The following is a 14,021-nucleotide window of genomic DNA, read 5'->3' on the forward strand; positions in this document are numbered from 1 at the left end:
GAGGGAAACCTCCCGCTTTTTTTTGACGAGGCCCGCACCTACGACAAATGGATAGGTTGCAACATTTTTGGGATCAAAACTATAAGCAGTTTCTGTCCTTTCGCGGGCGGGTATTCATACTAGACTGGCTTCGTACAGGATTCGGTGCGTCGCCGAACCGGGCGGAAATGCTATCATTAGTGAAGTGCGAAACCTTGAGCTTGTTGCCTTGAAGCCACGCAGTCAGATGGTGTTGCTGTGACGGATCGAATCCCTTCGGCGAACGAAATTGGTGATGCTTTGCAAAAGGTCCTCACCAGCACGATTTTCAGCCGGTCAGAGCGGGCGCGACATCTCCTGAAGCATCTGGTCGACAAAGAACAGGCAGGCGAGACGGATCAACTGAAGGGATTTTGCCTGGCGATCGACGTGTTCGGGCGCAGTGCCGATTTTGATCCGGCGTCGGATGCAGTGGTGCGTGTGCAGATGGGACGCCTGCGCGATCTTGTTGTACAGTACTACGCTGATGAGGGACGTGGGGACCCGGTACAGATCATTCTGTCTCGCGGCACATATGTGCCTTCTTACAAATATAATGTTGCGGCACATTTGCAGCCAGAAGATGAGCCTGCCTCGCCAGGGGTGGCAGGGCATGTTTCTGCGGCGGGAGCCGCCGATGGCGCAGCGAAAATCGCGTTCATCCCGCCTGAGGCGACGGAAAAGGTCAAGCGCCGTAGCATGTTCGCTCTCGCCGCGATAGCTGTTGGCGCGATCGCTGTGGCGATGGCGTTGTCGCCCGGACTCGACAAGCGCCAGGCCTCATCAAGATGGGCTCTCTCCCCGATCGAAGAGACGGGAAGTCGGACATTATACATGCTCGACGATCTTCCAACCGTCACTCTTATCGCTCCCGATAAGTCGAAAGCCGTGCAAACGGTGGCTATGACCCTTCGGCGGGCAATTTCGTCCTTCGATACTCTCTCATTCAAACAGGACAGCGGTAGTGGGGTGTCCACAGGAAGAATGGACTTCCACGTGCGGCTCCTGAATTGGCCGCAGGGCAACGAGGTTATTGCCGAACTTGTTTACGGGCCGATGAATGAGGTGCTTTTTTCACGGAGCTTCGCCTATGCTCTTTCCCAGAAAGAGCTGAATGATCGCGTTGCGTCGATGATGACGGAAACCGGTCCGGCAACCGGGGCAATCTACAGATTCCTTGAGAACCGTCGGCTGACCTCCGGCGTCACCTACTGCATAAGCCTCAACGACGCATTTTATCAGATGTCGAACCAGACGACGTTTGATGCTGCCTATAGGTGTCTGACCAGGGCGATGAAGGAAGGCTCGCGCTCGCCTCTTGTGCTTTCGGAACTATCGGCACTCATCGCGAAGAGCGTCGTCGATGGTTATGCAAAAGACGATGATCTGGATTTTGACGATGCCGTGGCCATGGCGCGCAAGGCGGTCTTACGCGGCCCAACAAGTCCATATGCGCATCGGGCCTATGGCTTCGTACACGCGATGTTGGGGCAGCGCGATATCTCCGAATTCTGGATGAAGCGTGCATATGAACTTAACATCTTCGACCTCAGCATGGCTGCCGCCTATGGCTATTCGCTCATCAACAGCGGAAAGTATGAAGAAGGCAAAAAACTGCTGGGACGCTCGCTCATCTATTCGAGCGCGCATCCGGCGTGGTGGGAATATTCTTACTTCGTTGGTTCCTTCATGACCGGGGACTGGACGGACGCCTATAATGTCAGCCAGTTGATGAAGACCTCGGACCGTCCCCGACATATCGCCGCTGTCATCATCATGGCGCATCGCAATGGCGACGAGGAGATGGTGCGACGTTATTTGCGCAAACTCGAAACGGTCGAGCCGCACGCGATCCAAAATCCCGAGCTGCTTTTTGCGCCAGATGACACGCGGCGTGAGACAGCCCTTCTTGTCGAAGCATTACGCGAGGCTGGAACCGGAGTTCTCCACTCGGTGCAACAGTGACGGAAGGTCTATCTAAGGGCTATCGACTCTTCTAGTCTCTCTGCGGGAGGAAACCGGATGCTGGATTTCAGAGCGTGGGGAGACCGAGCTTCGGGCAAGGTGCCTTTGGTTCTTTTGCATGGCTTCGGGGGGAGTGCGGGGGACTGGAGCAGGATTGCGGAAGCGCTTTCGAAGGATGTTCCGATTCTCGCCTTCGACCTGCCAGGTCATGGCGCGTCGTTGCACCTGGAGAAGACGGGCGTAAAAGCCTCCGCGTCGGCGGTGCTCGAAGCCCTGGATAAACTGAGCATCCCGTCTTTTCATCTAGCGGGTCATTCGATGGGAGGGGCGGCAGCAGCTCTGATTGCGCTTCAGAAGCCGGATCATGTCCGTAGCCTCACGCTTCTTGCGCCAGGTGGCTTCGGGCCGGACATTGCTTCCGGTCTGCTCGCCTCATACGCGAAGGCAACTACCTTGCAAGAGTTGCGCGAGGTATCTGCTGCCATGCATGCATCTGCCAACCCGCCGTCGGAGGAGATGTTGCAACGCCAACTGGCCATGCGGGCGCAGCCTGGTCAGGTCGAGGCGCTGGTTTCTCTCGAGAAACGGCTGTCGAAAGAGGGCAAACAGGGCGAACTCGACCGGGATGTGTTGGCGGAACTGCCAATGCCGCTTCATGTCCTCTGGGGGGATGTCGATTCCGTTGTGACATTTTCGCAGACCGATGATCTTCCCGAAGGGATGACTTTGCATGTGCTCAGAGGGTGCGGGCACATGTTGATAGACGAAGCGCCGGATCTGATTACCCAGATATTGCAGGAAATCACGGGCTGAACGCCTTCATTACGCCGCTTTCCGGCCTTCAATTGCCCGTTCACCAACTGTTAACCGTGAGAGCGTGTCGTGAGTGAACAAGCCAGAGAGTTCGACAAGCCGCTGTCACCGCTGCGCGCCGCCATGCGCGAGGTTCGCAATGCCGCTGCCGAACGTGATGACGTCGTCGTCGAAATGCGCGAGGCGCAGTTCATGCGGCTCGAAATGCTCGTTGCCGAACTGGAGCCGGTTCTCGCGGACGTTCCTGACGACCTTGACTGGTTCGATTTCGCGCTTTCCAATGGTGAAAAGCCGCGTTTCTGGATCGATGCGGTCGCCCATGTTTCGCTCGGGCGCGACAAGCGTACGCTGCGTTTTTTGAAGGATACCCGGGCCGGTCGAATCGTTCTCGCTGAAAGCGCCGATATTTCTGCGATTGCGAAGGTGGTAACACGTTACATTGCGGATCGCATGGTCGAGCGTCAGCGCCTGATCCATGGTGAGCCGGTCGGTGTCAAGCAGGGTTCTCTCAAGAAGGACTCCGCGCAAGTGTCCTCAACCGAGTTCCGGAGAAGCCGCATGTCGGTCACGGCAGCGTTCGGTCTTGTACTGTGCGGCCTCATCATCGGGCTGCTTATGGCCACCGGCCTCTTCTGGGACAGGGTCGAACCGGTCCTGCGATATTACCTAGGCTAGCTCGAAAGTCTGCTTGCTGAGATCGACAGATTGCAGTGCAGTGCCAGCCAGGCCGCGTCGCAGAAGTTCGATCGTCCATTCACCGCGTTTGCCGTCGATGGTAACGAGATTGAACTGCGACGCCGGCCTGTTCGAGTTTGCTGATTGACCGGCTGCTGCAACGCCGATCACCGGGATTTTTCCATCCAGCCCATCTATATGATAGAGGCTGGGCTCATGCGAGTGGCCGTGCAGAATGAGCTCCGCACCGTGCTTGCGCATCACCTTCTGAAACCGGGCTATGCCAAAGAGACGCTTGTGCTGTGGCACTGCTTCTCGTACTGGCGGGTGGTGGATGAGAATGACGCGGCAAAGTCCCTGTGCTTTGGTTTCGTCCAGAATCTTGCTCAGGCGCTCGGCCTGCCCCGATTTGAAATTGCCGGAGGCCATGAAAGGCGCGGTCGCATTTGCCGAGGTCACGCCGATGATCGCGACATTGTCGCGGACGCGAAGATAGGGAAAGCTGTCGCGGCGCAACGTGCCCGTTGGTTTGTCGCCCGTCATGTAAGGCGCCCACGCCTTGCAGATCTTGTCAAAAGCTCCGGGTACGTAGGCGTCGTGATTGCCTGCCACCACGGACACGAAATCCCCGGCGCCGACTTCTGCCAGCCACTGCCTGGCCAACTCGATTTCCATGTCGAGCGCCAGGTTGACGAGATCGCCGGTAATGGCGATATGATGCGGGGTATGCGCGCGAATATCGCTCAGCAGATGATCAATAATGCCGTCGTGCAGATATTTGCGCCGATTGCGCTGCCAGTTGAAATATCCGGTGATCCGTTTGGACATAAGCTCCCGATAGCTGATATCCGGGAGAGGGCCGAGGTGAACGTCTGAAAGATGCGCAAGTCGAAACATGAATTGGTTATGACAGGTTAATCGGGTTGCAACAATGCGTGATCACGAGGCTTTTTGCTACGGACTCCCGTGTCACCTACGCATATCTGCCTTATCCTGTAGCATGTCGAGGTGACCATGGACTTAAAGCGATTGCGCGGACGCTTGTTTCACCTCTGGTTTCTCCTGTCGCGTCCAATGACGCTCGGGGTGCGCGTCGTGGTGCATGATCGCGAGAAAGACGCCCTCCTGCTCGTGCGCCACACCTATGTCGGCGGGTGGCACCTCCCCGGAGGAGGGGTTGATCCTGGCGAGACGATGGTTGAGGCAGCCCGTCGGGAGGTGCTGGAGGAGACCGGGCTTGAAATTCGGGCGCTTTCGCTCGTTTCCACGCATCTCAACACAGCGGCAAGCAGGCGCGACCATGTGCTCGTCTATCTCGCGCATGACTTTTCCGGTGCGCCGAGAGCGCAGCAGGCAGAGATCGCCGAGCTTGGCTTCTTTGCGCTCACCAATTTGCCGACGGAAACAACCATCGCCACACGCCGGCGCATTGCCGAGATTTTCGACGGCGTGCCTGGCTCGGACCATTGGTAGGCGGGTAACGACTAACCTTCCAGCTTGTCGCGCAGGTGCGGCGCATCAAGATCAAGCTCAGGTCCCTTCGGCACGACACCCGTCGGGTTGATCGTCTTGTGGGAGCCGTAATAATGATGCTTGATATGCGTGAAATCCACCGTCTCGGCCACGCCCGGTATCTGATAGAGATCGCGCAGATATGCCGACAAGGCCGGGTAGTCGGCGATGCGACGAAGATTGCACTTGAAATGACCGACATAGACGGCGTCGAAACGCACCAACGTCGTAAACAGGCGGATATCGGCCTCGGTCAGTTGCCCGCCAACCAGGTAGCGATGTTTCGCAAGATGCGCATCCAGCGTATCAAGCCGTGCGAAAAGCGCATCGAAAGCCTCCTCATAAGCCTTCTGCGTAGTCGCGAAACCGGCCTTGTAGACGCCATTGTTCACCGGTTCATAGATGCGCTCGTTCATGGCATCTATTTCGTCGCGGAGGCTCATGGGCGAAAGATCGACTGCCGCGTCGCCCCATGCATCGAAAGCAGAGTTGAGCATGCGGATAATTTCCGCAGATTCGTTTGAGACGATGGTTTCCGTCTTCTTGTCCCAGAGCACTGGTACGGTCACGCGGCCCGAATAATTTGGGTCGGCCTTCAAATAGAGCTGATAGAGATAATTCAGGCTGTAAAGCTGATCGCCTGTCGCGCCCTCAGTTTGGTCGAAGGTCCAGCCATTCTCACCCATATGATAATGCACGACTGAAACGTCGATCGCATCTTCCAGCTTCTTGAGCTTTCTGACGATCAGAGTGCGGTGGGCCCAGGGGCAGGCAAGCGAAACATAAAGGTGATAGCGGCCCGGCTCGGCCTGAAAGCCGCGCTCACGCCCTTCGATCGGTTTGCCATCGCTGGTGATCCAGTCGCGAAACTGAGCCTTCGACCGCTCAAAGCGACCTCCGCTCTTCGAGGTGTCGTACCATTTATCCTGCCAGATACCGTCGACCAGTAAGCCCATGTCATTCTCCTTTTCTTGAGAAGCAAGTTGGCGATTGAAGGGTTCCAACGCAACCGGTCTCTATGGAGACAGTGCGTTCAAGGGCAAGCTCTGCGAAAAATGCATCGGCTGTACAATTTTTGATGACGCGGCGGAAAAACAATGATAGCGGCAATTACATGCTACATTTGATCATCCAGACCGGCTGCGAACGACGACGAACCTGACTTGCGCTTTGATGCGCAACGCCTTGTCGCGCCCTGAGATCAGGGCCTTTGCATGCCCTTGCGGATGATAAAACATGACCCCCGATGCCATCGCCTATGTGGCGGAAACACCTGCGCACGACGCCGAGATCGATCTTATCCATCATCATGCCTTTGGGCCTGGCCGCTTCACGCGCGCTGCGTCGAAAATTCGCGAGAACGGCCCTCATGACCGTTCGCTCTCATTCGTCACCCTGCATCAGGGGCATGTGATCGCTTCTGTTCGCCTTGTACCGATCGGCGCCGGGAAAGGCAGGGGCTTGATGCTCGGGCCGTTGGCGGTGTGCCCGGAGTTCAAGAACCTCGGCATTGGACGCAAGCTCATGGTCATCGCGATGGAGGCGGCCAAGGCTGCCGGACATGGCGTTATAATTCTGGTCGGCGACCCGCCCTATTATGGCCCTTTCGGTTATGTCAAAATCCCCGCAGGCCAGGTCCAAATGCCGTTCCCTGTCAATCCGGAGCGGCTGCTTGCCTATGAGATCATCCCTGGCGCGATGGCCAAGCTGACAGGTCCGATGGACCATGCGTTCATGTTCGACAGTTAAGGTACGTGGATGAATTTCCGCAGCTGAATCTTTTAAAAGCATCGAAATCAAGCGCTTGTCATTTTTATTCCAGGTGTTGGGGCGCAATCCATTCACACCTTGCGGGCGTGAGGGATACTCTTCATGCGCTTGGGGTATATGGTGTGCACCCGGACACCTGATGCGCTGAAAAAGCGGATGCATGCGGATTAGCGACCCGTATGCAGGAAGGCCGCGACATGTGAGCCTGACAAACTCACCAGTCAATGCTTTCGAACCGTTCAGGGCATGTGGAAGCATGCGAGAATACAATGAAATGAACGGGCCACATGCCCTGACTCCATTTCATCCTTTCCCCGCCCGAGCCAGATCGATGGCTCCACATAAGGGGAAGCGAACAACCGCGCGGCAAAAGCCGTAGCGGATTTTTCTGCTGCGCTCGAGCCAATCCTCAGCGAACTACTGGAATTTACCAGGAGGCGGGGAGCCAGGTTCAGCGCCCCTCGCGATACCACATTGCGCCCATAGCCAGAAGCAAGATGCCAAGACCTGCAAAGCCTGCGAATAGCGGGATGGAGCGCACCGAACGCAACACGGTATCGCCGGTAGGCTTGAGCGCCAGACGGTTTTCGGTCGAGGCATTGGCGACGTTGCGGATCGGGATCAGGTCCGGCACGGCGTTTTCGATCCGCGTGGCGATACCATAGGTGTTTTCAACGGTGGGCTGAAGAATGCTGGTTGTCGAGATCATGTCGGCGAATTCGGGGGCATTGACAGGACCGACATGTGCCAAGGTGTTCAGATTGCCATTCGCAATGCGATAAAGCCCGATTTCCGACACGTCCAGCTGGGCGGTGAACAACCCTTCCTTTTCCTTCGCCAAGGTCACGCGTCGTGTTTCTCCGCCGGGCGTAATGATTTCCGCATGCTCGGCATTGTCGGCCATTGTCTGGCGGCGGATCGACAGGGTCATGCCGTCGCCTGCTGCGGTCAATCGTTCTTCTTCCAGTTCCGGCTCCTTCATCAGCCAGTGTGCTACACGGCGATAGAGCGCCGCATAGGGACCGCCGCCTTCAAAGCCGCGCGCCCAAAGCCAACCCTGATCCGACAGTAGCATGCCAACGCGGCCTTCGCCGATGCGCGACAAGAGCAATAGAGGATTGTTCGCCCCTTGCATGACGACGTCCCCTTGCGGGTTGGCGATCTGGATCAGACGGAACCATCGGCTCCACTCGGGCGGTGACGCCATAGCGCCTTCGAGATCCCGGGTTACAGGGTGGCGTTTGCCGAGATCGGTCAGTTCCGGGCGGAACGGTTCTTCGATCACTCCACCGGTGGGCTGGCCGGGCAAGGCAGGGAAAAGTGGCGTTCGGGAAATCGAGTCCTCGCCCGCATATTCGGGACCCGCCGCAACCAGCAGAGCGCCGCCGTTCTGCACATACTCCGCGATATAATCGTAATAGAGCAGTGGCAGCACGTCGCGGTGCTGATAACGATCGAAGATGATAAGGTCAAAGTCGCCGATCTTCTCGACGAAAAGCTCGCGCGTCGGAAAGGCAATAAGCGACAGCTCGCTGATCGGCGTGCCGTCCTGCCTTTCCGGGGGGCGTAAAATGGTAAAATGCACCAGATCGACGGAGGTGTCTGATTTCAGCAAATTGCGCCACGTCCGTTCGCCTGCGTGAGGCTCGCCGGAAACCAGAAGAACGCGTAAATTTTCGCGGATGCCGTCAACCAGCGCAATGGTACGGTTGTTGGTATCGGTCAGTTCGCCCGGAACCGGGTCGACTTCCAGTTCGACAATATTGCGGCCCGCATTCGGCACCAGGATTTCCAGCGCTGATTCCTCACCGATATCGGCACTTTCTGTTGTGATCGGTTCGCCGTTGATGGAGACACGGACATTGACGGAGCCGGTCTCGCCTTCCGCGCCCAATACGCGATAAGTCATGTAAAGCGGATTGTTGACGAGACCGAAGCGTGGCGCCTGTTCGAAGCGCACACGTCGATCGATCTCACCCTCGCGTCCGGTGATCAAGGCATGCAACGGGGCCGGAAACTCGAAATTCTCCCCCGGTACGTCATGGACCTGACCGTCGGTGATCATGATCGCACCGCCAACACGCGACGGCGGGACGTCGCGCAGCGCATTGTTCAATGTTTCGAAAAGCCGCGTTTGCGTGCCACTCGCGCCTGCCTGCTGCGTCAATTCGACGACACGCGCCTCGAATTCCGGAAAGCGCGCCAGTTTTTCCTGAATATTGGCGAGCGTCCGATCCGTCTGTGCGTCCCGCCCGTCTATCGTCTGGCTCTGGCTGCGGTCAACGACGATAGCAACTACGCTCTTCAGCGGATCGCGCTCCTCCTGCATGACGACCGGATTGAACAAGGCAAGGGCAAGCGCCGCGGCCGCAATCAGCCGCACCCAGGCGCCGCGCTTGCGCATGATGAGGCTTGCAAGCACGAAGAGCGCAACGGGCACCAGCAAAAACCCGAGCGTCGTTGGCGAAAAGAACGGTTCGAAGGAGAGTGTCCAGTTCATGGGCGCTGGTCCTTACTGGCCGAGCCGTTCGAGCAGGGCGGGCACATGCACCTGATCGGATTTGTAATTGCCGGTCAGCATATACATGACGATATTGATGCCGACACGGTAGGCGTAAACGCGCTGCATGGGATCGGCAGGTACAGTCGGGAAAAGCGGCTGACCGCTCTCATCCATGGCCCAGGCTCCGGCAAAGTCATTTGCCGTGATCATGATCGGCGATACTCCGTCGCCGGTGTTCACCGGCCGCGTCGAGCTTTGTGACTGCGGCACGCTGGCTTCCACCCAAAGCGGCCCGCCATCATAGCGGCCGGGGAAGGAGCGTAAGATATAGAAGGCCTTGGTCAACACATGATCATCTGGCACCGGCTCCAGCGGCGGTACGCTGAGATTGGCAAGGATGTCGCGAAGGCGCTGGGTTGCCGGGCTCACGGCATTTGAATCGAACCCCGCGGAATATTGATCGCGCGTATCGAACAGGACGGAGCCGCCTTGCTTCATATATGCGTCTATGCGGGCAATCGCCGCGTCGGAAGGCATGTCCGCATCCGGATCGATAGGCCAGTAGAGCAGAGGGTAGAAGGCAAGCTCGTCGGTCGCAATATCCACTTCCTGTGGATTTCCAGGTTCAAGCGCCGTCTTTGCTGTGAGATAGCGGGAAAGGCCGTAAAGACCGGCGCGGCTGGTATTGTCCAGCTCCGCATTGCCGGTGCGCACGTAAGCCAGCCGGGTCTTGGTGACGGCCTCGATGGCAGTAGCACCGTCGATTTCCTGCACCGGATGAGCCGGTTGCGCCTGCGCCAGGCTATGTTCGCTGCCAGAGGCGCCATAGGCGATGCCCGCCAGCAAGAGGATGGAGGCAGTTTTAACCGGGCGGGCGAAGCGATGGCGCAGGCCACCGAGCCAGAGTACGATCAGCGTGTCGAGCGCCAGAAGCAGAAGCGCCGCCGCGAAAAGATAAGGACGCAGGTCCATTGCCCTTTCGGTCCCGAGCTGAATACGCTCCGCGGAACTTGCAGCTTGCGGCACGTTCAAGCGTGCGAAACGCGACGAGGTATCAAGCAGATTATGCGCCACATAGCCATCTGCTGTTCCATAGAAGCCGGGCGGGTTTTCACGCGTCACGGGCACTGCCCCGTCTCCGACTGCAAGCGGGCGGGCGTCGGGGCCCGGCGCGGTCAACTGGCCATCGGCGGAAACCAGGCGGTAAGGCGCCAGCGTACCACTGGCTGGCGATGCATCTGCTCCCGTCGAGCGCCGGGCGATCTGCGTCAGACGCTGCAGCATCTCTACGAAGGTTCCCGAGATTGGCAGGTTGGACCAGCGCGCATCGGCCGTCGTATGGAAGAGCACCAGCGTTCCCTGGCCGCGTTTCGCGCCGGTAATGAGTGGTGTACCGTCGGCAAGCCGTGCCCAGCTGCGTGCGCTCAGGTCGGGCGTCGGCTCGGCCAGAACCTGGCGCGTAACGGTGACTTCGTTGCTGACAGCGAGACTGCTGAAAGGGCTGTCAGGGGCGAACTCCGCGAGTGCCTGCGGCTCCGTCCAGGACAGCGTTCCACCGAGAGAGCGCTCTCCCCGGCGCAATCGAACCGGCAGAAGATCGGTGTCGGTATCGGCTGCGGCAAGGCGCGGTCCGGCGAACTGGACGAGCATGCCGCCTTTTTCGACCCAATCGGAAAGCGCTGCATGCGCGCTTTCGGGAAGCGCACCAATATCAGCCATGATGATGATCGACGGGTCGCGCTCGATCAGCTGTGGGACGGCGCGATTGAGATCGGGATTTTGCGGCTCTATCAGATCGGCGAAGGGAGCCATGGCTTCGCGCAAATAATAGAGCGGCGAGAGCAGGGGCTGTCCCGCATCATTGGGCGTCTGCGATAACAGGCCCACGCGGCGGCGTTGCGCATTCTCGTCCTGCAAGCGCACGGCTGCCGCCTGATTAGCGCCTTCGACTGCAATTTGCGCAAACTCGTTGCGCAGTTCGAAGGGAACATCGAAACTTGCCGAAGCGCGCTCTTCACCCACTCCGAACGAAAGCTGTGTCTCGGCAATGGGGCGGCCTTGCGTGTCGGAAGCAATAAGCGTCACGGTGCGAGGGGCGCTACCGAGACGGATAGCCTCGACCGAAAAACCGGACGCCGCATTGGTGGCATTGATGAGACCGACCGGATTGCTGTTGCCGGCTGAAGCCCAGATGACACGGGCGGGATCGAGGGAAAAGAGTTGGCTGAATGCCGCTTCGTCATCAGTGGCGGCAAGATCGTCGGCGATGATCGCGAGGTTGACGCTTGCTTCCTGCGCCAGTGCGCTAGTGAGACGCTCGAAGGCAGCAGGGCGATCGACGGGAATAGGACGCGGTTCGGCAGCATTCAGGCGTTCGACCGCCTGCGTCGGTGTGAAGGGTCCGACGTCGGCATTCTCGGCTTCCGCGGTAAGCGACACGTAAACGGGAAGGTCGGCATTGCGTGCCTCGCCTACGAGATCGTTTGCGGTTTCGATACGCGCATCCCAGTCCGGGGCGGAGGCCCAGCCATTATCGATCACCAGAGCTAACGCACCACCTTCGAGTGCTGCGCTTTCACGCGGATTATAGACTGGATTCGTCAGCGCCAGGATGACGATCGCGGCCATGAGCATACGCAGAAGTGTCAGCCACCATGGGCTCTGGTGTGGCGTTTCCTCATGTTTGCGCAAGCGTGCCAGGATTTTAAGCGGAGGAAACACTTCCGTCTGCGGACGCGGGGGCGTCAGGCGCAGCAGCCACCAGATAACCGGAAGCGCGACAAGGCCCGCCAGAAGAGCAGGTGCGCCAAACGAGAGAGGGAGCCAGCTCATCATCGCGCGCCATCTCCGCCATCGGCCAAGGCCAGGTGCAGATGCATCAGCGCTTCGGATGCGGGCCGGTCCGTGTGATGCACGCGATAACTCCAGCCCAGACGGCGGCAGAATTCGGCCAATGTCTGGCGTCGCGCGAGATAGAGATTACGATAATCTTCTAGCAATGTTTCGGCGCGTCCGAGCGTCAGGCGCGCACCATCTTCCGGGTCGACAAATTCCGTGCGGCCATTGTAAGGGAAGCTCTCTTCTGCCGGATCGGCGATCTCGACGAGATGCGCTCTGACGCTATGGCGTGACAGCACTTGCAGCCACGCGATCGTCTCTTCCGGTGCGTCGAGGAAATCACCAGCCAGGATGACGTCGCAGTTGCGGCGGATCGTCGTAAGATCGGGCCGTTCTACGTTTTCCGGTGCATTGGCGATACGAGCTGCAAGACGTTCTGCGCCGTTGTGACTTGCGAAGGGCTCGGTTAGCCCCGGCCAGCCGATGCGTTCGCCGCCACGCGACAGAAGCTCGGCCATGGCCAGGATCAGCACGATGGCGCGCGATTGCTTCGAAACCAATGCGCCTTTGGACTTGTAGAGCATTGATGGCGAGAAATCCGCCCAAAGCCATACCGTATGCGCGGCCTCCCATTCGCGGTCGCGAATATAGGTATGATCATCACGCGCGGAGCGGCGCCAGTCGATGCGGACCTGCGACTCGCCTTCGACATAGGGACGGAACTGCCAGAAATTTTCACCGATGCCGCGGCGTCTGCGACCATGCCAACCTGCAAGAACCGTATTGGCGACGCGACGGGCATCGACCAGCAGGTCAGGCACAAGCAGGGCACGCTGGCGTGCGCGGGCGAGGGCATCGCTGACGAGTGCGGGGGCGGTTGCTTCGCCTATGGCCATAAGCGGTACCCTAGCCCTGCTCGCGAACGAGCGTGCGGATGACGTCCGAAACGCTCATACCTTCGGCGCGCGCCGCAAAGGTCAGGGCCATGCGATGTTGCAGGACAGGTTCAGCCAGCGCATGCACGTCATCGATCGAGGGGGCAAGGCGGCCGTCGTAAAGCGCGCGCGCGCGGCTGCACAGCATCAGCGACTGGCCGGCACGGGGACCGGGACCCCAGGCTACGTGCTTATCGGTATGCTCGTTGCCGTGGCCGGGGCGCGCGGCACGCACGAGCGAAAGGATGGCGTCGACGACGCTTTCGGGAACCGGCATGTGGCGGATCAGCGACTGGACGGCGATCAGGCGGCTGGAATCCAGAACGCTTTCGGCCTCCGCGTCGTGGGCACCGGTGGTTTCCAGTAGAATGCGGCGCTCTGCGTCGAGTTCGGGATAATCGACGTTGACCTGCAAAAGAAAGCGGTCAAGCTGAGCTTCCGGGAGCGGATAGGTGCCTTCCTGCTCCAGCGGGTTCTGCGTTGCGAGCACGTGAAAAGGATGCGGCAGGTCGTAGCGCAGACCCCCGACCGTGACATGGCGCTCCTGCATCGCCTGCAACAGAGCCGACTGTGTGCGCGGGCTGGCACGGTTGATCTCGTCGGCCATCAAAAGCTGGGTGAAGACCGGCCCGGCGATGAAGCGGAAGGAACGCTTGCCGGTCTCGTCCTGCTCCAGCACTTCGGAGCCCAGAATATCGGAAGGCATGAGATCGGGCGTGAACTGAATGCGGCTTGCGTTGAGGCCGAGCACGGTGCCTAGCGTTTCCACCAGCTTCGTCTTGGCAAGCCCTGGAACGCCGACCAGGAGCGCGTGGCCGCTGGCGAGGATGGCGATCATGGTCTGCTCGACGACGCTCTCCTGACCGAAAATCACCTTGCCCACGGCTTCGCGCACCTTGGCAAGTTCACCCAGAGCGGCTTCGGCCTGCGCAATCATTTCCTTGTCCGTGAGGCCCTTTTCGGTGATTGCGGTGTTCATGCGCGCTCGCGTC

At 59.0% G+C, this 14,021-nt stretch carries 11 protein-coding genes; 5 read left to right on the forward strand and 6 right to left on the reverse strand.

All coding sequences use genetic code 11. From position 1 onward, the window contains the following. Positions 1-237 precede the first annotated feature (237 nt). The 3 genes from IE151_RS04055 (at position 238) to IE151_RS04065 (ending at position 3,471) form a co-directional block, all read left to right on the forward strand. The gene (locus tag IE151_RS04055) at positions 238-1,983 is read left to right on the forward strand and encodes a tetratricopeptide repeat protein (protein WP_189488153.1); all 1,746 of its coding nucleotides are present in this window, start codon (positions 238-240) and stop codon (positions 1,981-1,983) included. A gap of 57 nt (positions 1,984-2,040) precedes the next feature. Next, the gene (locus tag IE151_RS04060; protein ID WP_189488155.1) at positions 2,041-2,796 is read left to right on the forward strand and encodes an alpha/beta fold hydrolase; all 756 of its coding nucleotides are present in this window, start codon (positions 2,041-2,043) and stop codon (positions 2,794-2,796) included. Positions 2,797-2,865: 69 nt separating this feature from the next. After that, entirely contained in the window at positions 2,866-3,471 is a 606-nt protein-coding gene (locus tag IE151_RS04065) for a hypothetical protein (protein WP_244636597.1), read from the forward strand. On the opposite strand, the gene IE151_RS04070 is transcribed toward IE151_RS04065, so the two are convergent. Then, positions 3,463-4,368: a metallophosphoesterase family protein gene (locus IE151_RS04070; RefSeq protein ID WP_189488157.1), complete on the reverse strand. Its 906-nt coding sequence runs from the start codon at positions 4,366-4,368 to the stop codon at positions 3,463-3,465. The two genes, IE151_RS04065 and IE151_RS04070, sit on opposite strands and share 9 nt — an antisense overlap. A 117-nt stretch (positions 4,369-4,485) precedes the next feature. Here IE151_RS04070 and IE151_RS04075 point away from each other — a divergent pair, with 117 nt between their 5' ends. Further along, positions 4,486-4,944 (forward strand): NUDIX domain-containing protein, encoded by a 459-nt coding sequence (locus IE151_RS04075; RefSeq protein WP_189488159.1) that lies wholly within the window; start codon positions 4,486-4,488, stop codon positions 4,942-4,944. An 11-nt stretch (positions 4,945-4,955) separates the two neighbouring features. Here IE151_RS04075 and IE151_RS04080 read toward each other — a convergent pair whose 3' ends face one another. Then, positions 4,956-5,939 carry a glutathione S-transferase family protein gene (locus tag IE151_RS04080; protein ID WP_189488161.1) on the reverse strand — a complete coding sequence of 328 codons (984 nt, stop codon included), beginning with the start codon at positions 5,937-5,939 and terminating at the stop codon, positions 4,956-4,958. A 280-nt stretch (positions 5,940-6,219) separates the two neighbouring features. On the opposite strand from IE151_RS04080, the gene IE151_RS04085 reads away from it, so the two are divergent. Next, positions 6,220-6,732 carry a GNAT family N-acetyltransferase gene (locus tag IE151_RS04085; RefSeq protein ID WP_189488163.1) on the forward strand — a complete coding sequence of 171 codons (513 nt, stop codon included), beginning with the start codon at positions 6,220-6,222 and terminating at the stop codon, positions 6,730-6,732. 472 nt (positions 6,733-7,204) lie between these two features. Here the strand turns inward: IE151_RS04085 and IE151_RS04090 are convergent, their stop codons facing one another. Genes IE151_RS04090 through IE151_RS04105 form a run of 4 tightly spaced genes read right to left on the reverse strand, consistent with a single transcriptional unit; the run spans position 7,205 to position 14,008 of the window. Beyond that, a complete protein-coding gene (locus IE151_RS04090; RefSeq protein ID WP_189488165.1) occupies positions 7,205-9,253 on the reverse strand; it encodes a hypothetical protein in 2,049 nt (682 codons plus the stop codon). 12 nt (positions 9,254-9,265) lie between these two features. Next, positions 9,266-12,088 carry a DUF4159 domain-containing protein gene (locus IE151_RS04095; protein WP_189488361.1) on the reverse strand — a complete coding sequence of 941 codons (2,823 nt, stop codon included), beginning with the start codon at positions 12,086-12,088 and terminating at the stop codon, positions 9,266-9,268. Next, a complete protein-coding gene (locus IE151_RS04100) occupies positions 12,088-12,990 on the reverse strand; it encodes a DUF58 domain-containing protein (RefSeq protein WP_189488167.1) in 903 nt (300 codons plus the stop codon). The genes IE151_RS04095 and IE151_RS04100 overlap by 1 nt, the downstream gene beginning before the upstream one ends. 10 nt (positions 12,991-13,000) lie before the next feature. Further along, positions 13,001-14,008 carry an AAA family ATPase gene (locus tag IE151_RS04105; protein ID WP_189488169.1) on the reverse strand — a complete coding sequence of 336 codons (1,008 nt, stop codon included), beginning with the start codon at positions 14,006-14,008 and terminating at the stop codon, positions 13,001-13,003. Positions 14,009-14,021: the final 13 nt, after the last annotated feature.

The organism is Limoniibacter endophyticus (assembly GCF_014652835.1).
Classification (GTDB): domain Bacteria; phylum Pseudomonadota; class Alphaproteobacteria; order Rhizobiales; family Rhizobiaceae; genus Limoniibacter; species Limoniibacter endophyticus.

Bases quoted from the DNA above. Each gene is read 5' to 3' on its own strand.
- IE151_RS04075 (WP_189488159.1), top strand. From the start codon at position 4,486: ATGGACTTAAAGCGATTGCGCGGACGCTTGTTTCACCTCTGGTTTCTC.
- IE151_RS04105 (WP_189488169.1), bottom strand. From the start codon at position 14,008: ATGAACACCGCAATCACCGAAAAGGGCCTCACGGACAAGGAAATGATT.
- IE151_RS04060 (WP_189488155.1), top strand. From the start codon at position 2,041: ATGCTGGATTTCAGAGCGTGGGGAGACCGAGCTTCGGGCAAGGTGCCT.
- IE151_RS04085 (WP_189488163.1), top strand. From the start codon at position 6,220: ATGACCCCCGATGCCATCGCCTATGTGGCGGAAACACCTGCGCACGAC.
- IE151_RS04090 (WP_189488165.1), bottom strand. From the start codon at position 9,253: ATGAACTGGACACTCTCCTTCGAACCGTTCTTTTCGCCAACGACGCTC.
- IE151_RS04100 (WP_189488167.1), bottom strand. From the start codon at position 12,990: ATGGCCATAGGCGAAGCAACCGCCCCCGCACTCGTCAGCGATGCCCTC.
- IE151_RS04070 (WP_189488157.1), bottom strand. From the start codon at position 4,368: ATGTTTCGACTTGCGCATCTTTCAGACGTTCACCTCGGCCCTCTCCCG.
- IE151_RS04095 (WP_189488361.1), bottom strand. From the start codon at position 12,088: ATGAGCTGGCTCCCTCTCTCGTTTGGCGCACCTGCTCTTCTGGCGGGC.
- IE151_RS04080 (WP_189488161.1), bottom strand. From the start codon at position 5,939: ATGGGCTTACTGGTCGACGGTATCTGGCAGGATAAATGGTACGACACC.